Raw genomic sequence first — 23,763 nt, 5'->3', positions numbered from 1 at the left:
CGGGGTTAGTTCAGGTGGGTTTCGAGGGCGTCGGCTGCGGCGGTGGCTCCGCCGCAATCGTGGATGATCTGGCGCATCCACTGGAGGTTGGTGCGGACCTGCTCGTCGGTGGCGATGTCGTCGACCGTGGTGCGTAGTTCGGTGGCGGTGAGGGTGTCGGGGTCGAGGTGGCGGGCGAGGCCGAGTTCTTCGGCGCGGGTGGCGTTGGCGGTTTGTTCGGGCATTTGCGGTACGGCGACCAGGGGCACTCCGGCGTGCAGGGATTCCATGGTGGAGTTCATGCCGGTGTGGGAGAGGAAGACGGTGGCGTGGCGCAGGACGGCGGGCTGCGGGAAGGAGGCACGCACGTCGAAGTTGGCGGGGATGTCGCCGAGACCGGCGGGGTCGACGTGGTGTCCGGTGGACATCGCGATCTGCCAGGGGCTGTCGGCGAAGGCCTCGAAGCACATGCGGTAGAACTCGGGGCGGTTGTTGAACGCGGTGCCCAGGGAGATGAACAGCAGCGGGGCGCCTGGGTCGCGGGGTTGCCAGGGCTGGTCGTGGCGGTCGCCGAGTAGTGGGCCGATGAAGTGGAATCGTTCGTCGAAGGTGTCGGCGGCGAGCTGGAATTCCCGGGGCAGGAACACCAGGTTGAGCTCGGCCGGCGGTGCGCCGAAGGGCAGTTGGGCGCGGACACCGAACTCGGCGCCGATTTCCTGGATCCGCCGGCCGAACTCGGCGAAGGCCTCGACAGGGAACTCGGCGCCGTCGGAGGCAAGGACGTCGCGCAGTGAGAACTTCTCGTTGAAGGCGAAGTTGGGCACCAGCGCGATTCCCGGAACGCCGAGCTTCTCGGCGAGCATGCGCCCGAGGACGGTCATCGAGTCGAAGCACACGGCATCCGGTGGGTCGGCGTGGAATCGTTGCTGCAGGATCGGGAAGCTCGCCCTGATGTCGTCGCGGAAGAACTGCACCATCTCCCCCACCTGCTCCGGACCGAACTGCTTCTGCTGTTGCACTTCCGGCATTTCGGTGGGCAGCTCGACGACCTCGGCGCCGGTGCTTTCCACTGCCTGGACCATCTTCGGGCCGGTGGCGTAGCTGACCCGGTGGCCGCGGCGCAGCAGTTCGGTCACCAGGGGCAGGGTGGGGTTGACGTGGCCTATGGCGGGCACGCTGATGAACGCGAAGTGCTTTTTCATGATTCCTCGTGTTGAACGTGTTTTTCGGGCAGGTACCTACCGCCCCGTCCGGGCGATGCGGGCGGTTCAGGACCGAGCCAATCGTCGTGGCGAGCTCGCTCCGTCTGGTTCAAGACCCGGGTAGATCCTGTCCGCGCACAGCTCGAACGCGCCCCGCTTCGGCACGGACCGCGGCGATCATCGCGTAGCCGCGCAGCGGGTCCGGCTCAAGCACGTCCGGCAACCGTCGACCCAGGTGTGCTCGCGTCACATTCGACCTCATAAGTAGGTAGCCTACTCAACAAGGTGTAGGTTTGGTACATATTGACAGGCAACTTATTCGGACGCCGTCCTGAAGGCACCCGCAGTGACCGAGGTGCCGCTGTCCCCAATCCTGGGGCGGATCCGAAACCGCGCCCGCGCGAGCCAATCCCCCATCCCCAAGCCCAGGAAGGCTGACCTGATGGACAACCCGTACGGGGAACTTCCCTTCCCCCGAACCGATATGGCGCTGAAAGCGGTGCGCTTCGTGAAAGGCATCGAGACCCCTGCGATCTTCAACCACAGCATGCGCAGTTATCTCTACGGGCGCTTCCTCGGAGAGCAGCAAGGCCTGCAACCCGACCGCGACTACGACGACGAACTGCTGTTTCTGGGTTGCCTTCTGCACGATGCCGGGCTCAGCCCCGAGGGCAACGGCGATCAGCGCTTCGACATCGACGGCGCCGACTTGGCCGCACGCTTCCTCGCCGAACAGGGATTGCCGCCCGAGAAGGTCGAGGTCGTATGGGATGCGGTTGCCCTGCACCTGCACTACGACATCGCCATCCGCAAGCGCCCCGAGATCGCGCTGGTGACCTCCGGTGTCGGATTCGACCTCGGCCCCGACGGCACGCACCCCCTCCCGGCCGGCTACGCCGACCGCATCCACGCCGTGCTGCCTCGCCTGCACGCCGCGCCCGTGCTGTACGAGACGATCGTCGGTCAAGCACTCGAAAAACCGCACAAGGCCCCGCCATTCAGCATGCCCGGCGAACTTCTGCGCCAAGAGACCCAGACGATCTGGCCGACGTGGAAACAACTGATGAGCCAGACCCCCGGCTGGAACGACTACGACGGCTACCAACCGAAGACCTGAGCGCGCACCCAGGCATCGCTAGCGCGGCGCTGGAAGGCAGCTCGGTGCCGGCCTTCGACATGAACCGCGGGATGGTCGCACCGAACACCGCGATCGCGGATCATGCGGCGCGACGGACTCCTCGAAGGGGTCGCGCTGCCGGTCGGCGCGGTTTCGCCGGTCGGCCCATTGACCAAGAAGTCCACACCGGATGATTAGCCGACTGCGGCGCGGAAAACCCGCGCCACATCGCCATTTCCGCCGCGCGCAGCGCGCCGGCCGAGCGCGTCAGCGTGAGGCGGCCGCTTCGGCTCGCGCCGCGTCGAGCAGGGTCGCCATGCCGACCTCGAACGCCCGCTCGGCTCGGTCGGTGGAGGTCTCCTGCGCGGCGAGGGCGGCCGCGAGGTTCGGTGCTTCGACCCCTTCCGGGATCTCCCACATCACCTCCGGCGCCGCGAGGTCCAGCGCCGAACCGATGATGAAGTTCTCCATCGCGGTGAGGATCTCCATCGTCCGGCCGACCGGAATGCCGCTGTCCGCCAGCTTGGCGGCGATCTTGTCGTACGCCGCGATGACCTCGGGCGAGCGGATCGTGGCGGTGGCCAGCAGCGGCACCACGCGCGGGTGCGCGGCGAAAACCGCGCGGTAGGAACGGAAGAAGGCCTCCATCGCGACGTCCCAGGGGTGCGTCTCGAGCGGCACCGGATCCATCCGGTCGCTGATCTGCTCGCGGAGCAGTTCGATCACACCGGCCCGGCCATCGACGTGGTGGTAGAGCGAGCCGGTCTGGACCCCGAGCCGCCGGGCCAGCTCGGGGAGCGTGAAGTCCCCGCTCTCGTCGACCAGCTCCAGCGCCATCTCGCCGATCCGCCGGCGGTCCAGCACCGCCGTACGGGGACGTCCCGCCCGTCGTTGCGTGGCTCCCACCACATTCACCCAACACCGGGGGCCGCTGGCGGACCGTCGTCGCGCCGGTCGTCTCCGCGCTGGCCATGATCGGCGTGCTCGTCCTGCGGCGCAGGCTCGTCGAACTGCTCGGCGGGATGGCGGCGTCCGGGCTCACCGGCGGCAACGTCATGGACGGCACGGAAAGCACCCTGAACCTGCTGGCGCAGATCGAGGACGAGACCGATCTGCCGGTGCGGTTGCGGCTGGCACCGTGGTGCATGCCCGGCGACGACATCGACGAGCGCATCGCGCTCCAGGGCCGGCGCGGCAGGCGGTGGGAGGTCGCCGCGGTGAAGTTCTTCATCGACGGCACCGTGGAGGGCGGCACCGCCTGGCTGGAGCACGCCGACTGCCTCGGCCAGAACACCGACGCGTTGTGGCTGGACACCGAGGAGTACACCGAGGCGGTCCGCCGCTTCGCGGCAGCGAAGGTGCAGACCGCGACCCACGCCATCGGGGACGCCGGCGTGCGCCACGTCGTCGACGGCTTCCAGGGCGTGGAGACCCACGGCATCCGGCACCGGATCGAGCACCTCGAGACGCTGCCGATCGACCAGGTCCGCCGGCTGGTGGCCACGGGCCTGGTGGCCTCCATGCAGCCGTCGCACACGGCGTACACCAAGGCCGACCACAGCGACGCGTGGTCGACCCGGCTCGGCACCGAGCGGGCCAACCGGGCCTGGCGCTGCCGCGACGTGCGCGAATCCGGCGGAATCCTCGTGCTGGGCTCGGATTGGCCGATCGCTGGGTACGACGCCCGCGAGGTGCTCGGCTTCGCCCGGCTGCGCCGCTGGCCCGGGACCGACATCGCGCCCGTGACCCCCGAGCAGGCGCTGACCGGGCTGATGGCGCTGGAGGGGATGACCACCCAGGCCGCGATCGCGGACGGCACCGCGTCGCACGCCGGCCGAATCGCGGTGGGGTGCCGGGCCGACCTGACCGCGTTCGCGGTCGACCCGGTCGACGCACCGGCCGACGAACTCGCCGACGCCCCGATCCGGCTCACCGTGTCGGCGGGCCTGATCACCCACCGGGCCGGCTGACCGGCCAGCGACGGAAAGGATTCGACATGCACGCAGCGGACCGCCCGCCCGTCCCCGTGACCTTCGAGAACTGGCAGGCACCGGAGCTCATCCGCTGGTCGTTCCAGCACCTGGACGAAGTCGGCCCCGCCGCCGACATCTCCCGCGGCGGCGGCCCGGCGGCCGAGCTGGAGCGCAGCCCGCGCGACCTCACCGGGCTCGACGTGGCCCTCGACGACGGATCGACCCGCACCGTGGCCGACATCGTGGGCTCCAGCGACACCAACGGCTGGATGGTGCTGCACCGCAACCGGGTGGTCGCCGAGGAATACGCCGGCGGGATGACCCCGGCGACGCGCCACCTCCTGATGTCGGTGAGCAAATCGCTGGTGTCCACGGTGACCGGGGCGTTGGTCGGCCGCGGGCTCGTCGACCCCGAAGCCCCGGTCGCCGCCTACGTGCCCGAGCTCACCGACAGCGGGTACGCCGGCGCCACCGTCCGGCACCTGCTGGACATGCGCAGCGGCGTCGTGTTCCGCGAGGACTACCTCGACCCGGACTCGGATGTGCGGCACCTCGACGAAGCCGTCGGGTGGGTGCCGAGGCGCAGCGCGGACTCCCCCGCGTCGCTCAAGGCGTTCCTCCCCACCCTGCGCCAGGATCGCCCCCACGGTGGCCGGTTCGAGTACCGCAGCGCGGAAACCGACGTGCTCGGCTGGGTCTGCGAGGCCGCGGCCGGCGAGCGCTTCCCCCGGCTGGCATCGGATCTGCTCTGGTCACGCCTGGGCGCGGAGCACGACGCCTTCATCGCCGTGGACTCGGAGGGCACCGGGATGTTCGACGGCGGAATCTGCACCACGCTCGGCGACCTCGCCCGCTTCGGCGCGATGATCCTGGCGGACGGCACCTCGCTCACCGGCGAGCAGGTGGTGCCCGCGCAGTGGGTGGCGGACATCTTCACCGGCGCACCGGACGCGGCGGAGGCCTTCGCCGCGGCCGCCGACGCGCACGGGCTGCCTGGCGGGGCTTACCGCAGCAAGTTCTGGTTCCCCAAGGCGGGCGGCGATGTGGCGTTGTGCCTGGGCATCCACGGCCAACTCGTCTACCTCGACCGCGCGAACGATGTGGTGGGCGTGAAGCTCTCCAGCTGGCCGGCCCCGCTGGAACGGTGGAAGCACCTCGCGTCGCTGCGGATGTTCGAGGCGATCAGCGCCCACCTGGCCGACGGGACCTGACGGCGGGTCGTCGCGCCGCGGGGGCTTGTTCGACCGGACAGCCGGGTGCGGGCAACAGTAGCCGATCGGACAAGCTTCTCGTGGCCGCCGAAACTCTAATCTTCCGGAACATCTTCCCGAGCTCGCGCCGACGGAACGGTGAACGGATCGATGGTCAACCACGCAGGCCCGCCGCCCGAGCACGAGGTAGCGCCGCCGACAGGCCGCACCCTCCTCGTCATCGGCGACGACGAGGACCTGGGCCGCTCGGTGGCCGACCACGCCCAGCGCTGGGGGAACCACGTCGACCGCCTGCACCGGCCGGACGACGACGAGCTGCGACACCGACTACCTGACTCCGTCGACGGCGTGGCTGTGGTGTCCCGCAACGACATCGTGGCGTTGCGCTACGCCCTGCTCGTAGAACATCTCGCACCCGGAGTACGGCTGGTCGTCACGATCTTCGACCGCACGGTCGCGGACGAACTCACCCGCACCGTCCCGAACTGCACCGTGCTCGGAATGACGGACGCAATCGTGCCGGCGCTGCTGGGCACCTGCGTCACGCCGAACCTCGCCAGCCTCCAACGCTCGGGCGACCAGCTCCTGGCCGTCGAACGCACCGCCGACGGGACCCGGGTCAGGCGGACGCCGCATCGGCCCGCGCCGTGGCGAAGCCGATTCCACATGCTCCGCAGCCAATTCCGGCCCGTGGAGACCTCATCACGAGCGATGCTCACCGGATTCGCCGGCCTTCTCCTCGTGCTCGCCCTCGACAGCACCCTGGCCTGGACCTTCCTGCACGAGCACTGGGCCGACGCGTTCTGGCACGCCACCCGAACCCTGACCACCGTCGGCTCCTCCCCCGCCAGCGAACACGCGCCCGACTGGTACAAGCTGCTCTCCGCGGCATCCATGCTCGCCGTGCTCGCATTCGCCGCGATGTTCACCGCGGGCTTCGTGGACCGGCTCATGTCGCGGCGGCTCACCGGAATCGTCGGCTCCCGCGCGGTGCCACGCCGCAACCACGTCGTGGTCGTCGGCCTCGGGCAGGTCGCACTACGGCTGTGCTGCGAACTGCAAGCGATGGGAATCCCCGTCGTGGCCGTCGAACGAGACCGCCACGCGCCGTGCCTGCCGCTGGCGCGCGAGCTCGGCATCCCCGTGGTCCTGGGCCGGGGCGGCGACCGATTCTTGCTGCAACGCCTCGCCTTGCCAAAAGCCAGAGCACTGGCGGCGGTTTCGTCCGACGGCCTGGAGAACATCGCCGTCGCGGTCACGGCCCGGGCCGTCGCACCTCAGCTGCGAATCGTGCTGCGCGCCGGAGGAGACGACGTCACAGCCGAATCCAAATCGCTGTTCCGCATCGGCGCGGTCTGCGACGTCACCCGCATCGCAGGCCCGTTCGTCGCGGCAAGGCTGCTCGGCCTGAAACCGCTGAGCGTCTTCACCCTGCTCGATCGCACCTGCGCGTTGTTCGACGACGACCTCGTGGTCGACCTCGCACAATGGGCGTCCCGTCCCATCGAGAACGTCGCCATTTCCGCGAACTGAAGTCGAGGAAGGTCAACACGATGCCCCAGCAGTCCCATGTAGACACCGCGACGAACTCCGCCTCGGCGAGCGGTGCGACCGACACCGAGCAGGAGTCGACGCCGCGCCCGGAGAACCCCGAGGCGACGTTCTACGACCACGAAGAGAGCCACCTGATCCTGGGCTACAACTGACGTCCGGCCGCCGAGAGCAAACGAATATCCACAAGGGACGATCGAGTAACGAGTCCGGCTTCGCCCAGGCGCGAAGGGCCGACATGAAGATCGCGGGCAGCGCCCGCCATCGCTGCCGCGTGGCTAACCGTACTTCCCATGGGCATGCCGGACAGAGACCTAGGAGGCGGACAGCATGACAAGTTCGCGTAGTCCACAGGGGACGAACGGCGGCGCGGCCACGGTCAGTGCGCCAGCAGTTCGTCCAGTTCTTGCCGGAAGAGCAGGGCCGGGTCGAATCCCATTCCGTTGAAGTGCCCGGCGAGTTCGAGCGAGACGACGCCGTGCACGCGGGTCCAGAAGGCCAGGGACTTGCGGAGGGCCGCGGTCGGCGCCGAGTCGTCGGCCCAATGGCGGTGCTCCCCGAGATGGGCGTCGAACGGTGTCGCCGGGGCCTCCGCGGAGAGCGCCGCCGTGTGGGCTTCGATCAGCACGGCCATCATCTCGGATGTGATCTTCGCGGTGTCTTCCGGCGCGTGGTAGCCGGGAACGGGCGTGCCGTAGAGGAGGAAGTACCGCTGCGGGTCCGCGAGGGCCCAGTCCCGCACGACGTGCGCCAGCCCGGCCACGTCGGCGCCGGAGTCGGCAGCCGCGAGGACGGCGTCGGCGAGGCTTCGGTAGGCGTCGCGGATGAGTTCGGTGAGCAGCTCGTCGCGGCTGGCGAAGTACCGGTACAGCGCGGGGCCGCTCATCCCCATGCGCTTGGCGATCGCGTTGAGGGACAACGCCGAGACGCCGGTCGTGGCCACCTGCTCCCACGCGTGCTGCTTGATCTCCGCGTGCACCTGGGCCCGGTAGCGCTCCCGCGGGCTCGTACCGCCCGTACCCATCGCAGTCACCCTCCCCGGCCGCAGCGCCATCACTCTCGTTAGAGGTTATCACTTTCTTTATTGACACCCACACAGAGTAGTTATAGCTTCTAACTCAAGCGAGTACTACTAACGCTCTTGCGTCCGACGAAGAGGAGAACCATGTCCGGCATCCACCCGAGCACCTCGCCGAACCCGCAGGCCCGGCCCCGCCGCCGAGGTGGTGCACGTGCCGCACTGGTCGCGATTCCGCTGGCCGCCGGCATCCTCGGCGCCATCGTCATCCCCACCCTGGCGGCCACGGGCGGTCACGCCGCCGACCCGGCTTCGCTGACCTGCCAGGGCGAAGGTGTCGATCCCAGCGCCGAGGTCCGGTACCGGACCGAGACCTTCATCAAGGCACCGCTGAGAACGGTCTGGGAGCTGCAGACCGACGTGAAGAGCTGGCCGTCCTGGCAGGAGCCCGTCACCACCGCCGAAAGCCTGGACCCGGGCCGGTTCCGGAAGAACTCGCAGTTCCGGTGGACCACGCCGGTCCCGCCCACCCCGGTCAGCCCCGCCACGACGCTGGTCATCACCTCCACCGTCCAGCAGCTGCAGCAGAACAAGTGCATCCGCTGGACCGGGCCCGCGATCGGCGAAGGGCTGCGCATCGACGGCGTCCACGTCTGGAGCTTCACCGAGGTCAACGGCGGCGTCCTGGTGCGCACCGAGGAAACCCACACCGGCCCGCAGGTCGACGCCGACGTGCCCCTGGCGACCGATCACCTCGGAAAGGGGCTGGAGGCATGGCTGGCAGCCCTCAAGGCCACCGCCGAGTCCCGCCACTACAACCCGACGGGCAACGCCTGACGCGACCCGGCGACCACGCCGAAGAACCCGCGCCGGACGCATGCCCGTCCGGTCCACGCGAACTTCGTCGCATAGCAACGGATTCCACGCGCTACGCCTCGCTCCCAGGAGGAGACGAATGGTCACCGCAACACCGCGCGGCAACCGCTTCCGCGCCACAAGGCTCGTCATCATCTCGGCGTGGGCCACGCCGGTCCTGATCATCGGCCAGTTCGCCATGGTGGCGGTGGTCCCGGTCGCGCTCGTGCTGATCGGCACCCTGATCGACACGCGCCTCCGAGCACTCCGGTGGTGGGCCGCCGCACTCGCGGCGGTCTACGCCATACCCCTGGCCCTCTGGGCGATCGGACCGGACCGAGCACCAAGCCTGTCCAAGGACATGAACCCGGCCTTCGCGGCCCTCATCGTCGCGACAGCCATCGCGGTCGCCATCGCGAGCCACCGCCGAGGCAGGAACTCAACCCGCTCCTGAGGACCCGCTTAGCTTGTCGTTCAACCCCTACGGTCCCCTCTTCCCCGTCGATGTGGCAAAGATTCCGGGTGGGTGATGTCGAGCAGCAGATCGGCGGCACGTGCGAGGACCTGGGCGCGGGTGCGATCGCCGTGATCGGCGGCGAGGAAGTGCGCGCCGATCGCCGCGCAGAATGCGAGAAGGCTGCGTGCTTCGATCTCGTCGGGGTCGGAGCAGAAGGTGCCGATCATGTCGCGCAGCAGGGCCATGCGCTGGTTGTCGATTCGCCGGAGTCGTTCGGCGACCGCTGCATCGCGTCTCGCCCAGTCGCGGATCGCCAGGTCGATGGGGAGCAGTCGGTCGTCCGAGAGGGTGAGCTCGCCCGCGCGGCGGATTTTGGCCTTCGGGTCGCCGCCCTCGTGTTCGATGCGTTCGAGCACGTCGTCGGTGCTTTCTCGTTCCCAGGTGTCCAGCATCGCTTCGAGGAGGGCCTCGCGGTCGGCGAAGTACCCGTAGAACCCGCCCTTGGTGACGCCCAGGCGTTTGGCCAGCACTTCGACGCGGACGGCTTCCGGGCCACCGTCGGATAGAGCCTCGAGTCCCGCCTCGATCCACCTCTCGCGCGGAGTACGGGTAGTGCCCACGGTGTGCCCTGCCTCACCTTGTGGCCGCTTATACGGAACCGTATAAACGGGCTAGCCTTGTTCTATACGCCATCGTATATCGGGTGGAGCGACGAAATGAAACTTCCTGGCGCGGCACACACGGACCAGCCGTGGCGGATTCACGAACTCACCCGCGGCTTCCAACTGGAAGACGTGTGGGCCTTCCGCACTCCGGGTGCCGGTCCGGACGACTTCCCCGCGATGCTCGCCGCGATGAACGCGAACGGCAGGCCCGAGCAGCAGCCGGGACTGAGCCGGTTCCTGCTCGCGGTGCGCTTCAAGCTCGGAGCCCTCTTCGGGTGGGACAAGCCCGAGGCCGGCACCGCAATGCGGGTCCGATCGCTGCGCAAGTGCCTGCCGCACGACCTTCACAACACCACGGGCAGCGCGGACCCCGAAGACCCTTTCACCCCGGTCTACGTACTGGGCAACGAATCAGCCGAAGAGCTGGCGAACAAGACCGTTCACACGGTCATGCACCTCGGGTGGGTGCCGACCGACCGCGGTGAACACGAACTACGGATGGCGGTCCTGGTCAAACCCAACGGCCTGCTCGGACGGCTCTACCTGGCTGCCATCAGGCCGTTCCGCTACCTCATCGTCTATCCGGCATTGACCCGGCAATGGGAACGCGCATGGCGAGAGCGCGACCTCCCGCGTCCGCAAGGCACCGGCGCAGTCGAGCGCGCGGCCGGGACGCGCGAGGTCCCCGCACCCGTCCTCGCCCTCGGTTCGGTGCCCCGCATCGACTACGTCGACATGTTCACCCTCGCCACCGACGTGACCGCGACCCCGGAGCAGTGGGCCAGAGCGATGTTCGGAGACGTACCCACCCTCGCCGAACGGCTGATTTGGCGCGGTCTTCTCAGCATGCGCCTCAGCCGAGGGCCATCACCGGACACCATCGCCGGATGGCGGATCGCCGAACGCGGCGAAGACTGGATCCGACTCGAGGCCGCCTCCTGGTTCCTGACCGGCAATCTCCTCATCAGCACGCCCCCCGGACGTGTTTCGCTGGCCACCGTCGTGCACTACAGCCGGCACTTCGGCTGCATCTGGTGGCCCCCACTAGCCGCTGTCCACCGCCGTCTCGCCCCCGGACTCCTCCGCGACGCCGAAGCAACTGTCCGGGCTGCCCGGCGGTAGACCGGCCCACTCCCATGGCCAGCGGAACGGCCTCCGCATATTCCAGCGCATCGATGAAGACGGCGTCGATACAGGCAATGGGCCGTTGGAAGGCGGGCGACCGCGTCGACGCCGAAAGGGATCCCGGCCGGGTTCAGCGGGATGGTTTGAATGCCATTGCGCGGGCGGTTTCGGCTACGTCGGGCCAGCGGGGGTCTGTTGGGGTTGCCGGGAAACCGAGTAGTGGCGCTAGGCGCTTCCAGGCTTTCGGGTGGGCCTTCTGGTAGGCCAGCAGCACCTTCTGGACCTCTCGGGCTTCGAGGAAGCGGTGGTCGGGCTCCGGCCACCGGCGTGCGCCGAGGCGCACCTCGATGGCCGGGGCCGCTTGGATGTTCCGGTACCAGTCGGGATTCTTGCCCCACGCCGCCACCACCACGACCTCCGGGACCTCCGGGTCGTAGCCCACGACCTCCACGACCACTTCCCGCCGGGCGCCGGTTCGCCGGCCCCGGTGGGCCAGGTAGAGCAACCGGTTCCCGGCCAGCCACCCGAGTCTCGCCCGGTAGAGCCAGATCGGCGCGCGCAGCAGGATGCGCAGCGCGCCACGCGGTTTCCGGTCTGTCACGGCCATGCTCACTCCCGTCGGCTCTCGGCCGGTTGATTCGCCAGTGCCTTCGCCGCTTTCGGGACTGGGGCCCTGTCTGGCAGATGATAGGCGCGGCACCCCCGGTCACGGGTACGCGCGTTTCGGCGCTGCCGCCGGGACCGATGACGCTCAGGCTCGCCTGCATGCGGCGTCACCCTCGGGCGCTAGGAGGTATGCGCTGCTGGGTTCAGCGTGATTGGGCGGCTTGGATCACGGCGTGGATCGCTCGGGAGATCCGGTCGGCGGCGTGATCGGGGTCGGGTTGGCCGGCGTCCAGCCAGGCGATGATCGCTTCGTGGGCGACGGTGGGGACCAGCTGCGCCGCCCAGTCGCGCCACCGGCCTTCCGGGATCACCTCGCCGACGTGTCGCTCGGCGATCTCGGTCGACGCGGTTCGGATCGCGTCGACGACGTCCCGGAATTCCGGTTCGCGGGCCGCGTAGCGGAACAGCAGCCGAAACCCGTCTGGGTCCTCACTCGCGGCCCGCAGCAGCGCGGGGATGCTGGAGTCGTCGAAATCGTCGTCGCCGACGGCCTCCGTGAGCCGGACGCAGGCGCGGTCGAGCACGGCCCGGTAGAGGTCGGCCTTCGAGTCGAAGTGCTGGTAGAGGATCATGCGGCTGACCTCGGCTTCGGCAGCCACGTCGTCGAGTCCGGTCGCCCTGTAGCCACCGCGAGCGAACGATCTGGTGGCCGCCTCCAGGATCTGTGCACGCCGCTGCGCCCGAGGCATGCGCCGCGTCGGCGTCGCAGCTCCCGGCGCCGCGGCTCCAGTCGTCCGGCCCGCCATCGTCGCCACCCCCTCTTGTTAACTTCAAAGTCTATATCTACATTAATTTACGCCAGAGTATACAACCTTGGGTAAATATGGGGGTGTCATGATCGCTCCGATCCAGTTGCCGTTCGAACAGCGGCATCCACTGGAGGTAGCGCCGCAGCTGCGCGACCTGCAGTCACGGCGCGCGGTGCACGAGGTGCGCACCGCGGTGGGCGACAGGGCCTGGCTGGTCACCAGCCATGCCTTGGTGCGCCGACTGCTCGCCGACGAGCGGCTCGGGCGCTCACATCCCGCACCGGAACACGCATCCCGCACCGGGGAGTCCGCGCTGTTCGGCGGCCCGCAGGGCGACTTCGACACCGAGCAGGTCGACCACGCCAGGATGCGCGCACTGCTGCAGCCGCACTTCTCGCCCAGGCAGATGCGCCGGCTGCGGGCCCGCGTCGAGGCGCTGACCGCCCAGCTGCTCGACGACTTGGCCGAACAAGGCCCACCGGCGGACCTGCACGCCGCGCTCGCGCTCCCGCTTCCGATCCTGGTGATCTGCGAACTGATCGGCGTGCCCTACGACGACCGCGACCAGTTCCGCGCGTGGACGCAGGCGGCGGCCGATATCACCGACCGGACGCGCTCCGAACAGGGGCTCGCCGACCTGTTCGCCTACGGCCGGCAGCTCGTCGCCCGCAAGCGCCGGGACCCCGGCGACGACATGATCTCCCGGCTGTGCGCCACCGACTCGGTGGGCGATGACGAGATCGCCATGCTTTCCATGGCCCTGCTGTTCGCCGGGCACGAGACCACGGTCGTGCAGATCGGCATGGGCGCCCTGCTGCTGTTGGCCGACCCGGAGCAGTGGCGGACGCTGCTGGAACAACCCGGCCTGGTGCCGAACGCGGTGGAGGAAATCCTGCGCGCCCCTGGCCGAGGCGGCGACGGGATTCCCCGCTACGCCCGGACCGACTTCGACATCGAAGGCGTGACCGTCCACAAGGGAGACCTGGTTCTGCTGCACTCCGGGGCGGCCAACCGCGACGAGACCGTCTTCTCCGATCCCGATACCTTCGACATCACCCGCTGGACCGCCGGCCACCTGGCTTTCGGCCACGGCCCGCGGTACTGCATAGGCGCCCCGCTGGCCCGCATCGAACTCCAGGCGGTGTTCAGCCAGCTGGTTCCCCGGTTCCCGACGATGCGACTGGCCGTTCCCACCGAGGAGCTGGCACTGCGCCGCGACGTGCTCACCGGCGGGCTGATCGCACTCCCGGTGACCTGGTGAGCACCAGGCCGGCACGTCCGATCGCGCGGCGTCGCTCAGCCGGTCTTCGGCGTCGTGAGCGCCGGGGCGAGGACCCAGAGCACCCTGGTCGGACTGCCGTCGTCGGTGACGCTGGTGAACGTGTGCGCGGTGTCCCCGGCGAAGGTGAGCGCGTCGCCGGTTTCCAGGGTGATCTCCTCCCCTGCGAGGGCGACGCGGAGGCGGCCTTCGAGCACGAAGACGAACTCGACGCCGGTGGGCAGGACGTACGGTTCGTCGCCGCTACCGCCGCCGGGGCCGATCACGCTCAGGATCGCCTGCACGCGGCGCTCACCTTCGGGCGTCAGGAGGTACTCGCGCATGCCTTCGCCGCCGAAGCGGATGGACGGGTAGGCGTCGTGCCGGACCACTTCGCCCGCGGCGGCGGCGAAGAAGGTCGACACGGAGACCTCCAGCGCCTCGCAGAGCCGCATCAGCGACGCCACCGACGGGTTGACCTGATCGCGCTCCACTTTGGATAGATAGCCCTTGGTCAGGCCGCTGCGCTCCGCCAGTTCGGCGAGCGTCTTGCGCCTGGACAGCCGGATGGCCTTCAGCTGGGCGCCGATGCCTTCGCCGCGCTGTTCGCCGGTGGGTGCCTTGTGGGTACCTGCCACGGGTCGGGACTCCTTGCTCTCGGGCTGGAGTTCCAGGTTGCCATCCGCGCACCCATGAAACCTGTGTTTCCTATGAAAAACAAGTGTTGACTTCGGGTGTTCGCGGGGCCACGCTCCCCGTTACTTGGCGCACAGGGGAAGGGCGATGGGACATTGGCTGACACGATTCGCTTGTGGGGCGGGCGGTTTCGCACGCCGTCGGATCCCGCGCTGACCGATCTCTCCCGATCCGACCCGTCGTACTTCCGGATGGCCCCCTACGACCTCGCCGGCTCCCGGGCCCACGTCCGCGAGCTGCAACGAGGGGGCATCCTCGACGAGTCCGAGTGCACGGCCGTGCTGACCGCGATCGACGAGCTGGACGCGGACGTCCGCGCCGGCCGGGTCGCGCCGACGCCGGACGACGAGGACGTGCACACCTTCATCGAGCGGGTCCTGCTCCAGCGGCTCGGGCCGCTCGGCGGCAAGGTCAGGGCCGGCCGGTCGCGCAACGACCAGGCCGCCAACGACCTGCGCCTGTTCCTCCGGGACCGGGTGCGAACGATCGTCGCCGAGGTGGCCGACCTGCAGGACGCCCTGATCGCGCAGGCGCGGCAGCACGTCCGGTCGATCGCTCCGGGGTTCACGCACCTGCAGCCGGCGCAGCCGGTGGTGTTCGCCCACCAGCTCCTCGCCCACGCGCAGTCCTTCTCCCGGGACGTCGAGCGCTTGCAGGACTGGGACCGGCGCAGCGCCCGCTCGCCGCTGGGCGCGGCGGCGCTGGCCGGTTCCTCCGTCGCGGTGCGACCGGAGCTCTCGGCGGCCGAGCTCGGATACGCGGCGCCGTGCGAGAACTCCATCGACGCCGTCGCCAGCCGCGACCACGTCGCCGAGTTCCTGTTCGCCACCTCGATGCTCGCGGTCAACGTGTCGCGGTTGGGCGAGGAGGTCTGCCTGTGGACCTCGCGGCAGTTCGGCTGGGTCGTGCTCGATGACGGGTTCTCCACCGGCAGTTCGATCATGCCGCAGAAGAAGAACCCCGACATCGCCGAGCTCGCCCGCGGCAAGGCGGGACGCCTGCTCGGCGACCTGGCCGGGTTGATGGCGGTGCTGAAGTCCCTGCCGCTGGCCTACAACCGCGACCTCGCCGAGGACAAGCGGGCCGCGCTGGACAGCGTCGACACGTTGGCGCTGGTGCTGCCCGCGATGGCGGGCATGGTGCGCACGATGCGGGTCGACGTGGACGTGCTGCGCGAGCAGGCCACCGACGGTTTCACCCTCGCGACCGAGGTGGCGGATTGGCTTGCGGAGCAAGGAGTTCCGTTCAGCGAGGCGCACGAGGTCACCGGCGCTCTGGTGCAGCTGTGCGAGGACAGGGGCATTGAGCTGGAGGAGGTGACGGACGCCGACCTGCGGTCCGTGGACGAGCGGCTGACGCCGGCGGTGCGGGATCGGCTGACGCCGGAGGCGGCCGTGGCGGCCCGCACCGGCTACGGCGGGACCGCTCCGGACCGGGTCGTCGAGCAGATCGACCGGCTGGCGGCCGTCACGGCCGGGCAGCGCGCGTGGTCGGCCGAGTACGAGGGGCCGAGATCATGAGCCCGCTGCACCAGTCCGAGTCCGCGACGACGGCGGGCGCGGACTGGGAAACGGTGCCGCGCAAGCACTTCGGCCGCTGGGTCGCCGCGGTCGTCGTGCTGACCGGGGTCGCCTGGTTCGCGCATTCCTTCGCCAACGCGCAGATCGAGTGGTCGGTGGTCCGCGAGTACCTCGCGGCACCCGTGCTGCTCAAGGGCTTAGTGCTCACGGTGGTCCTGACGATCGTGGCGATGGTGCTGGGGATCGTCCTCGGCGTCGTCGTCGCGGTGATGCGATTGTCGAAGAACCCGATCACCAGCGGCGTCGCCTGGGTCTACGTGTGGATCTTCCGCGGGACCCCGGTGTACCTGCAGCTGCTGATGTGGTTCAACCTGGCGTTGATCTTCCCGGTGGTCTCGATCCCGGGCATCTACACCGGCCGCACGGTCGAGCTGGTGACACCGTTCGTCGCCGCCGCGCTCGGCCTGGGCATCAACCAGGGCGCCTACACCAGCGAGGTGGTGCGCGCCGGGATCCTGTCCGTCGACGAGGGGCAGCTGGAGGCGGCGCGGGCGATCGGGATGACGCGGCTGAAGGCGTTGCGGCGGATCGTGCTGCCGCAGGCGATGCGGGTGATCATCCCGCCGGTGGGCAACGAGACGATCAGCATGCTGAAGACGACGTCGCTCGCGTCGGCGGTGGGCGTCACCGAGATCGTGCTGGAGGCGCAGCACATCTACTTCGTCAACAACCGGATCATGGAGCTGCTCATCGTCTGCGCCATCTGGTACCTGGCCGCCGTGTCGGTGCTGTCCGCGCTGCAGTTCTACCTCGAACGGCACTACGCGCGCGGTGCCACGAGCCGTGCGCTGCCGCCCACCCCGCTGCAGCGGTTGCGGGCAGCCGTGCTGCGGCAGAAAGCAGGTGCGTGATGACCGCATTGGTGCGGGCCGAGGGCGTGCACAAGAGCTTCGGCGACCTGCAGGTCCTCAAGGGCATCGACCTGGAGGTCGCCGACGGCGAGGTGCTGTGCCTGCTCGGGCCCTCCGGGTCGGGCAAGAGCACCTTCCTGCGCTGCATCAACCACCTGGAGCAGATCAGCCGCGGCCGGATCTGGGTCGGCGACCAGGTCATCGGCTACGAGCCGCGCGGCGGGAAGCTCCACGAGCTGGGCGAGCGGTCGGTCGCCCGGCAGCGGCAGTCCGTCGGCATGGTCTTCCAGCGCTTCAACCTCTTCCCGCACCTGACCGCGCTGGAGAACGTGATCGAGGGCCCCGTCCAGGTCAAACGGGAAACGAAGGCCACGGCCGTCGCCCGGGCCGAGGAGCTCCTGACCCGGGTCGGGCTGGCCGACAAGCGCGATGCGTATCCGCGGCAGCTCTCGGGCGGCCAGCAGCAGCGGGTGGCGATCGCGCGGGCGCTGGCGATGGAGCCGTCGCTGCTGCTGTTCGACGAACCCACTTCGGCGCTGGACCCCGAACTGGTCGGCGAGGTCCTCGAAGTGATGAAGGACCTGGCGAAGTCGGGCCTGACGATGATCGTGGTGACCCACGAGATCGGCTTCGCCCGCGAGGTCGCCGACCGGGTCGCGTTCATGGACGCGGGCGCGATCGTCGAGATCGGCGCGCCCGGGGCCGTGCTCGACCACCCCGAACACCCCCGCACCCAGGCATTCCTGCAACGGGTTCTCTGAGGGGTGGTCGCAGATTCGGTTTTGCGTGACGGTGCGGGTGGCGGCCCCCCTGCGGGAATTACGGCCGCCGTCTGGACTGTGGGAGCCCCGACTTTCGTATGTCCAATACGCGGCATCGGGGCTGTCCTCGCCCAGTAGCCCAGAAGGGCGGGCACGGTCTGAGAACCCGCGGCCGTGCGAGCTGAGTCCCACACAGCATGCGGCTGACGCCGCATTAAAGAACCTCTAACCCCCGAATCGTCGAGAGAGGTTGTCATGCTTCGAAAAGGTCCCAAGGTCCTCACCGCCGCGCTGCTCGCCGGGTTGCTCGGCACGGCTGGCTGCGCGGGCGGCAGCACCAACACCGGCGCATCGAACGGCAGCGGGTTGCCGGATGTCGTGGCGCAGTCCGGGACGATCCGGATCGGGATGTCCCCGGACCTGCCGCCGATGGAGTTCCGCGACGAGGCGACCGGCCAGGTGGTCGGCGTCGACGTCGAGATCGCCAACGCCATGGCGCAGCAGCTCGGCGTCAAGGCCGAATTCGTCGAGCAGCCCTTCGACCAGCTGCTCAACTCGGTGGCCACCGGCCGCGTCGACATCGTCATGTCCGGGCTCTCGGACACCACCGAGCGGCAGAAGACGGTCGACTTCGTCGACTACTTCCTCTCCCGCGCCCAGTTCTACTCGCTGCAGGAGCGCGCCGCGGAGTTCACCTCGCCGGAATCGTTGTGCGGCAAGAAGCTCGCAGTGAGCAAGAAGACCGACTACTACCTGATGGTGCAGAAGTACGACGCGGAAACGTGCGGCGGCAAGGGACTTCCGCCGATCGAGCTGCTGCCGACCGACTCGGGATCGGCTGCCCGCCTGCAGCTGGAGCAGCGCCGCGCTGACGTCGCGGTGCAGAGCGGCGAGAACCTGGCGTTCTTCGAGAAGAAGGACCCGGCGAAGTTCGAAACCGTCCTGGAACCGCTGGCCGGCAAGCCCTTCGGCGTGGTGGTCAAGAAGGGCGACCAGCAGATGGCCGCCGCGGTGCAGAAGGCCCTGACCGCGGTGGTCGACAACGGCGCCTACCAGTCGATCCTGGACAAGTGGGGCCTCGGCTACGGGGCCACCCGGCCGGTGGTCAACGGCGTCAAGCCGTGAGCGGTGGCCGGTTGGTCTGGCGGGGCGGCGCCCGGGTGGCCGTCGCCCTCGCCTTCGACCTCGACGGGCCGACCGGGACCGCCATGCTCGACGGCAGCATCTGGCAGAAACCGGAGTACTTCACCCTCGGCTCGTACGGCCCGTGGCGGGCGCTGCCGCGAATCCTCGACCTCCTCGACTCCGCCGGTGTCCCGGCCACGTTCTTCATCCCGGCGTGGGTCGTGGAGACGTGGCCGGAACGCTGCCAGGACGTCGTGGCGCGCGGCCACGAGGTCGCCCATCACGGCTACCGGCACGAGTCGTTCCGCGACCTCGACACCGACCAGCAGCGGCGGGTGCTCCGGCGCAGCCAGGAGATCTTCGCGGACGTGCTGGGCTCGCCCGCGGCCGGCTACCGCACGCCGTCCGGGGACTGGGCCGTCGACACCCCGCGGCTGCTGGTCGAGCACGGATTCCGCTACTCCAGTTCGATGCGCGGCGACGACCGGCCCTACCGGCACCGCATCGACGGGCGGCCGTCGCCGCTGGTAGAGATTCCGGCGCGCTGGGAGCTCGACGACTACGCGTACCTCGCGTACCACCGCAGGCCGGACTTCCCGGCCGGGCAGGACCGCATCGCCGGCTATGCGACGACCCTGGACAACTGGCGGCGCGAATTCGACGGGCACCGGGCCGAAGGGCTGTGCATGACGACCCTGTTCCACCCCAAGGTGGTCGGCAAGCCCGGGCGGCTGCAGCTGCTGGAACGGCTCCTGACCCACATGCGCAGCCCGGGCGACGTGTGGTTCGCCACCTGCCGCGACATCGCCGAATGGCACCGCGAGGTGCAGGACGTTCCGGAGGAGGGGTGACATGGCGACGCGGACCTGGCCTCGCGGGCAGCAGTGCGCCGTGGCGGTCACGGTGGATTTCGACGGCGACCTCGCGCTGCTTTCCGCGGATCCCTCGCTGGAATCGCGGGAGAAGGCGCTGTCGCAGTTCCGCTACGGCGCGACGCGCGGCGTCGACCGGCTGCTCGCGATGTTCGCCGATCTCGACGTGCCGACGACCTGGTTCGTCCCGGGCGCGAACGCCCGCGAGCACCGGGAGCTGGTGGAGCGCGTCCACGCCGCCGGTCACGAGATCGGCAATCACGGCTTCGCGCACGAGGACTTCGACCGGCTCGACCTCGCCGGCCAGCTTTCCGCGGTCGAAGCAGGTCAGGAGGCACTCGCCGGGATCATCGGTGCGCGGCCCCGGGGATTCCGCGTGCCGCAGGGCGATTTCGCGCGCGGGCTCCCCGAGGCGCTGGCGGCGGCCGGAATCGATTGGTCCTCGTCGTGGCGCGGCGACGACCTGCCGTACGTCCACCCCGCCGGGCCGGTGGAGATCCCGCTGCACCACGAGCTCGAAGACGCCCCGTACTTCGTGTTCAACCTCGACCCGCCGATGCCCGCCGGCCAGTGCCGGATCGCCGGTTACGCAGACGTGTTGGACAACTGGTGGCGGGAATTCCAGGCGTACCACCGGTTCGGGCTCTGCTACGTCCTCCGCCTGCACCCGGAGGTGTCCGGAACCCCCGGGCGCATCGGGCTCGTCCGCGAGCTCCTCGGGCGCATCCGCGCCACCGGCGGGGCGTGGTTCGCGACCGGCAGCGAGATCGCGGACTGGTGGCGCGAGAACCACCCCGTCAACGAGCCCGGGCACCCGGCCGACGTCTTCGCCCGGCTGACCGGAGGTGATTCCGATTCCTGAGCCCACGGCAAGCCGCCTCGGCGAGTTCATCGCCGGAACCGGCTTCGCGGACCTCCCGGGCAGCGTCGCGGAGAAGGCCAAACGGCACCTCCTCGACACCCTCGGCGCGGCCCTGGCCGGTGCCAGGACACCGGAAACGGCCGGGATCACCGCAGCCCTCACCACCCCGACCGCCGCAGGAGCCGCGATCTGGGGAACCGGCCTGCTCGCGACGGCTCGCGACGCCGCGCTGGCCAACGGCGTGGCGGCGCACGCGCTGGAGCTCGACGACACCGGCGGCTGCGATCACTCCGGAGCGGTCGTCGTGCCCGCCGCCCTGGCCGCTCTTTCGCTGACGGACCGAGCGGTTTCCGGCGCGGAACTGCTGGTCGCGATCGTCCTCGGCTACGACCTCGCCCGGCGCGCGCTGGAGGGCTGCGGCGGTTACCAGGAGCACAACCAGGCGGGCTGGCACTCCACCGGTACCTGCGGCCCCTTCGGTTCGGCCGCCGCAGCAGCCCGCATCCTTGCGCTGGCCCCGGAACAATGCTCCGCGGCCGTGGGTTTCGCCGCCTCGATGAGCGGTGGCCTCTGGGCGTTCGTCCACAGTGGTGCCTTGAGCAAGCGGCTGCACGCGGGCCGGGCCGCGGAAGCCGGTGTCACTGCTGCCGTGCTCGCCGGAAGCGGAATCCCCGGCCCGGTCCACGCCCTCGACGATGTCTGGGGCGGATTCCTCAGGACCTTGGCGCCGGAAACGGCGGAGCACGGCGCGCTCACCGACGGGCTCGGAGTGCAGTGGCGGATCCAGCGGTGCGCCATCAAGCCCCACGCGTCGTGCCGCGGCACGCACTCGGCCGTCGACGCCGTCGCGCAACTCATGCGCAACCACGGTCTGCACGCCGAAAAGATCCGCGAGGTGCGCGTCAGGCTCAGCCCGTTCCTGGCCGACATGTGCGGTGGCCGCGACACGCGAACCCTCGGCACGGCGCAGCTCAGCCTGCCGTACGCGGTCGCCGCTCAGATCGCGTTCGGCGCGGCGGACCTCGCGGCGTACGGCCCGGAGCAACGTCGCGACGAGCGGGTGCGCGCGATCATGGATTCCGTTGTGCTGGAGGTGGATTCGTCGATGTCGGCATCCGAAGAACCGGTCATCGTCCTGGTCACCGAAAGCGCCGGCTACCAGTACCGCGTCACCGATCCGCTGGGCTCGCCCACCAACCCGATCGGCGACGACGCCCTGATCGCCAAGTTCCGCCGGCTCGTTCCGGAACCGACCGCAGAGCGCCTGGTCGACACCGTGATGCGCCTCGACGAACTGCCGGACGCCCGGCTGCTGCTGGACCACCTTGCCCAAGAGGTCGTTTCAGAATGGCTCCGCCCGGCTGATCCCGAAGGCGCCGGTGCCTGACGCCGGATGGCGATTTCGCGCGAAATCGCCGCCGGGTGCCTTCAAGGCCAGCCGGGAGGAGCCATCTTGGAACGACCGTTGAGCCGTCGACTCAGCCTGGCAGGTGCGTCGGCGCGAACATGCGCGGATTCGCTTGCAGCACCACGACGTTCGGGCCCGGCTCTGCCAGCGCGGCCGCGAGGTCCCGCTCCAGGTCTTCCGGCGTCGACCTGCGCGCCGGGACTCCGAAGGACTGCGCGAGCGCGACGAAATCGGGCCGCGCGAGCTCCGTCCCGAAGGTGGCCCCGAAGGCGTCGGTCATGTACTCACGCAGGATTCCGTAGCCGCCGTCGTCCACGATCAACCAGGTCGCGTTCGACCCAAGCTGCCGGGCCGTGGCCAGCTCGCTGATGCCGTACATCGCGCCGCCATCACCGGAAACCGCCAGCACTGGCCGCTGATCGCCCAGCGCGACGGCGGCGCCCAACGCGGCGGGGAACCCGTAGCCGAGCCCGCCGGCGCCCTGCGCCGACTGCATCGCGCCCGGGACGCGCGCATCGAAAGCCGACCAGGCCCAGTAAGCGAGGATCGTCATGTCCCAGAAGCTCGGCGCGTCGTCGGGCAGCGCGGCGCGAATCGCCTCGACGAGCGCGCGTTCGGTGCCCAGGTCCTGGCCGTCGAGCCGGTGCCGGATCTTCGTCAGCAGCTCGCCGACACGCGCTTCCGCCGCGCCGTCGGGTTCGCGGGCGGAGACCGCCGAAGCCAGCTCCTCCAGGGCGAGCCGCGCATCGGCGTGAACGCCCAGCGCCGGCACGTTCGCCTCCAGCTTGCCCGGGTCCGCTTCGACCTGGATGACGCGCCCGCGCGGCCGGAATGTGTGGTAGTTGCTGGACAACTCCCCGAGCCCGCTGCCGACCACGAGCAGAACATCCGCGTCGGCCAGGAAGTCCGTGGTGTGCTGATCCTCCATCCAGGACTGCGCCGAAAGCGGATGCAGCCAGGGGAACGCGCCTTTGGCGCCGAAGGTCGTCGCGACCGGGGCGCGCAGCTTCTCGGCGAGTTCCAGCAGGGCGTTCTCGGCCCCAGCGCGCACCACTCCGCCGCCTGCCAGGATCACCGGGCGCTGCGCGCGATCCAGATCGGCCGCCGCGGCGCGGATCAGCTCCGGCCGTGGCGCCGGTAGTTGCGGCGTCGCGGTCAGCCCGGTCACGGGCGGGACATCGACCTCGGCCAGCAGGACGTCCTGGGGAATCTCGACGTAGACCGGGCCGTGCGGCGGGGTGAGCGCGACCTCCCAGGCGCGGGCGATCGCGCTCGGAATCTGCGACGGATGCCGGGCCGTTTCGGCGGATTTCACCACCTGCGCCACGCACGCGCGCTGATCGGGCAGTTCGTGCAGGAAACCCCGGCGCGGGCCGCCCAAACCGGCCGACGGGACCTGGCTGCCGATGACGACCACCGGGATCGAGGCGGATGCCGCCTCCTGCAGCGCGGCGAGGCTGATCAGCGCGCCCGGGCCGGTCGACACCAGCAGCGGCGCCGGACGACCGGTGGCGCAGGCGAAACCCGCCGCCGCGAAGCCGGCGTTGAGCTCGGTCCGGAATCCCGCGTACCGCAGGCCGGACCCGGCCAGGGCTTGGAAGATCCCGAGCGCGTGCTGACCGGGCTCGCCGAACACGGCGTCCGCGCCCAACGCCGCCAGCGACTCGACGACGAGCGATCCTCCGGTGCGCATCACGCGACGAGCTCTCCCTCCGCCACTGCGGCCCTGCCGAACCGCGAAGACGCCCACCATGAAACATCACGAGTTCTACGGGAAACAAG

Annotated in this window: 24 protein-coding genes; 16 read left to right on the top strand and 8 right to left on the bottom strand. The window is 69.8% G+C overall.

Going from position 1 to position 23,763, the window contains the following annotated elements; all coding sequences use genetic code 11:
* Positions 1-5 precede the first annotated feature (5 nt).
* Positions 6-1,181 (bottom strand): macrolide family glycosyltransferase, encoded by a 1,176-nt coding sequence (locus E1288_RS05250; protein ID WP_132481595.1) that lies wholly within the window; start codon positions 1,179-1,181, stop codon positions 6-8.
* A gap of 346 nt (positions 1,182-1,527) precedes the next feature.
* Between E1288_RS05250 and E1288_RS05245 the strand changes: the two genes are divergently transcribed.
* Positions 1,528-2,298, top strand: a complete 771-nt coding sequence (locus tag E1288_RS05245) for an HD domain-containing protein (RefSeq protein ID WP_207954183.1) — start codon at positions 1,528-1,530, stop codon at positions 2,296-2,298.
* A gap of 267 nt (positions 2,299-2,565) precedes the next feature.
* On the opposite strand, the gene E1288_RS05240 is transcribed toward E1288_RS05245, so the two are convergent.
* Positions 2,566-3,204, bottom strand: a complete 639-nt coding sequence (locus E1288_RS05240; RefSeq protein WP_207954182.1) for a TetR/AcrR family transcriptional regulator — start codon at positions 3,202-3,204, stop codon at positions 2,566-2,568.
* A 65-nt stretch (positions 3,205-3,269) separates the two neighbouring features.
* Here E1288_RS05240 and E1288_RS05235 point away from each other — a divergent pair, with 65 nt between their 5' ends.
* From E1288_RS05235 to E1288_RS46735, 4 genes are all read left to right on the top strand, one after another.
* Positions 3,270-4,268, top strand: a complete 999-nt coding sequence (locus tag E1288_RS05235) for an amidohydrolase family protein (RefSeq protein WP_132481592.1) — start codon at positions 3,270-3,272, stop codon at positions 4,266-4,268.
* A gap of 26 nt (positions 4,269-4,294) precedes the next feature.
* Entirely contained in the window at positions 4,295-5,482 is a 1,188-nt protein-coding gene (locus tag E1288_RS05230) for a serine hydrolase domain-containing protein (RefSeq protein ID WP_132481589.1), read from the top strand.
* Positions 5,483-5,632: 150 nt separating this feature from the next.
* Positions 5,633-7,015 carry an NAD-binding protein gene (locus E1288_RS05225; RefSeq protein ID WP_235883346.1) on the top strand — a complete coding sequence of 461 codons (1,383 nt, stop codon included), beginning with the start codon at positions 5,633-5,635 and terminating at the stop codon, positions 7,013-7,015.
* 20 nt (positions 7,016-7,035) lie between these two features.
* Entirely contained in the window at positions 7,036-7,188 is a 153-nt protein-coding gene (locus tag E1288_RS46735; protein WP_165967989.1) for a hypothetical protein, read from the top strand.
* Between the two features lie 224 nt (positions 7,189-7,412).
* Here the strand turns inward: E1288_RS46735 and E1288_RS05220 are convergent, their stop codons facing one another.
* Positions 7,413-8,057, bottom strand: a complete 645-nt coding sequence (locus tag E1288_RS05220; RefSeq protein WP_132481586.1) for a TetR/AcrR family transcriptional regulator — start codon at positions 8,055-8,057, stop codon at positions 7,413-7,415.
* A 141-nt stretch (positions 8,058-8,198) separates the two neighbouring features.
* On the opposite strand from E1288_RS05220, the gene E1288_RS05215 reads away from it, so the two are divergent.
* Both E1288_RS05215 and E1288_RS05210 read left to right on the top strand, forming a co-directional pair.
* Entirely contained in the window at positions 8,199-8,888 is a 690-nt protein-coding gene (locus tag E1288_RS05215) for an SRPBCC family protein (protein WP_132481583.1), read from the top strand.
* Positions 8,889-9,006: 118 nt separating this feature from the next.
* Positions 9,007-9,360, top strand: coding sequence for a hypothetical protein (locus tag E1288_RS05210; protein ID WP_132481580.1), 354 nt, complete (start codon positions 9,007-9,009; stop codon positions 9,358-9,360).
* Between the two features lie 20 nt (positions 9,361-9,380).
* Here the strand turns inward: E1288_RS05210 and E1288_RS05205 are convergent, their stop codons facing one another.
* Entirely contained in the window at positions 9,381-9,983 is a 603-nt protein-coding gene (locus tag E1288_RS05205; RefSeq protein ID WP_132481577.1) for a TetR/AcrR family transcriptional regulator, read from the bottom strand.
* A 96-nt stretch (positions 9,984-10,079) separates the two neighbouring features.
* Here E1288_RS05205 and E1288_RS05200 point away from each other — a divergent pair, with 96 nt between their 5' ends.
* Complete coding sequence (locus tag E1288_RS05200) at positions 10,080-11,150, top strand: DUF2867 domain-containing protein (RefSeq protein WP_132481574.1); 1,071 nt, start codon at positions 10,080-10,082, stop codon at positions 11,148-11,150.
* 133 nt (positions 11,151-11,283) lie between these two features.
* Here E1288_RS05200 and E1288_RS05195 read toward each other — a convergent pair whose 3' ends face one another.
* Both E1288_RS05195 and E1288_RS05190 read right to left on the bottom strand, forming a co-directional pair.
* The gene (locus E1288_RS05195; protein WP_132481571.1) at positions 11,284-11,760 is read right to left on the bottom strand and encodes a nitroreductase family deazaflavin-dependent oxidoreductase; all 477 of its coding nucleotides are present in this window, start codon (positions 11,758-11,760) and stop codon (positions 11,284-11,286) included.
* 202 nt (positions 11,761-11,962) lie between these two features.
* Positions 11,963-12,508 (bottom strand): TetR/AcrR family transcriptional regulator, encoded by a 546-nt coding sequence (locus tag E1288_RS05190; RefSeq protein ID WP_235883371.1) that lies wholly within the window; start codon positions 12,506-12,508, stop codon positions 11,963-11,965.
* Between the two features lie 145 nt (positions 12,509-12,653).
* Between E1288_RS05190 and E1288_RS05185 the strand changes: the two genes are divergently transcribed.
* Complete coding sequence (locus E1288_RS05185) at positions 12,654-13,829, top strand: cytochrome P450 (RefSeq protein WP_132481565.1); 1,176 nt, start codon at positions 12,654-12,656, stop codon at positions 13,827-13,829.
* A gap of 35 nt (positions 13,830-13,864) precedes the next feature.
* Here the strand turns inward: E1288_RS05185 and E1288_RS05180 are convergent, their stop codons facing one another.
* Positions 13,865-14,464, bottom strand: a complete 600-nt coding sequence (locus E1288_RS05180; protein ID WP_132481562.1) for a helix-turn-helix domain-containing protein — start codon at positions 14,462-14,464, stop codon at positions 13,865-13,867.
* Positions 14,465-14,617: 153 nt separating this feature from the next.
* Here E1288_RS05180 and argH point away from each other — a divergent pair, with 153 nt between their 5' ends.
* The 7 genes from argH (at position 14,618) to E1288_RS05145 (ending at position 21,960) form a co-directional block, all read left to right on the top strand.
* On the top strand, positions 14,618-16,042 hold the full coding sequence (gene argH, locus E1288_RS05175; protein ID WP_132481559.1) for an argininosuccinate lyase: 1,425 nt from the start codon (positions 14,618-14,620) through the stop codon (positions 16,040-16,042).
* On the top strand, positions 16,039-16,953 hold the full coding sequence (locus E1288_RS05170) for an amino acid ABC transporter permease (protein WP_132481556.1): 915 nt from the start codon (positions 16,039-16,041) through the stop codon (positions 16,951-16,953). The genes argH and E1288_RS05170 overlap by 4 nt, the downstream gene beginning before the upstream one ends.
* Complete coding sequence (locus E1288_RS05165) at positions 16,953-17,714, top strand: amino acid ABC transporter ATP-binding protein (RefSeq protein ID WP_132481553.1); 762 nt, start codon at positions 16,953-16,955, stop codon at positions 17,712-17,714. The genes E1288_RS05170 and E1288_RS05165 overlap by 1 nt, the downstream gene beginning before the upstream one ends.
* Positions 17,715-17,969: 255 nt before the next feature.
* Positions 17,970-18,839 carry an ABC transporter substrate-binding protein gene (locus tag E1288_RS05160; RefSeq protein ID WP_132481550.1) on the top strand — a complete coding sequence of 290 codons (870 nt, stop codon included), beginning with the start codon at positions 17,970-17,972 and terminating at the stop codon, positions 18,837-18,839.
* Complete coding sequence (locus E1288_RS05155) at positions 18,836-19,690, top strand: polysaccharide deacetylase family protein (RefSeq protein WP_207954181.1); 855 nt, start codon at positions 18,836-18,838, stop codon at positions 19,688-19,690. Before E1288_RS05160 ends, E1288_RS05155 begins: the two co-directional genes overlap by 4 nt.
* Before the next feature lies 1 nt (position 19,691).
* Entirely contained in the window at positions 19,692-20,573 is an 882-nt protein-coding gene (locus tag E1288_RS05150; protein WP_132481547.1) for a polysaccharide deacetylase family protein, read from the top strand.
* The gene (locus E1288_RS05145) at positions 20,557-21,960 is read left to right on the top strand and encodes an MmgE/PrpD family protein (RefSeq protein WP_207954180.1); all 1,404 of its coding nucleotides are present in this window, start codon (positions 20,557-20,559) and stop codon (positions 21,958-21,960) included. The genes E1288_RS05150 and E1288_RS05145 overlap by 17 nt, the downstream gene beginning before the upstream one ends.
* Before the next feature lie 91 nt (positions 21,961-22,051).
* Here the strand turns inward: E1288_RS05145 and E1288_RS05140 are convergent, their stop codons facing one another.
* On the bottom strand, positions 22,052-23,674 hold the full coding sequence (locus E1288_RS05140; protein WP_235883370.1) for a thiamine pyrophosphate-binding protein: 1,623 nt from the start codon (positions 23,672-23,674) through the stop codon (positions 22,052-22,054).
* Positions 23,675-23,763: the final 89 nt, after the last annotated feature.

It is taken from the genome of Saccharopolyspora elongata (assembly GCF_004348985.1).
GTDB classification, from domain to species: Bacteria; Actinomycetota; Actinomycetes; order Mycobacteriales; family Pseudonocardiaceae; genus Saccharopolyspora; species Saccharopolyspora elongata.
This window is presented reverse-complemented; position numbering and strand designations above follow the sequence as displayed.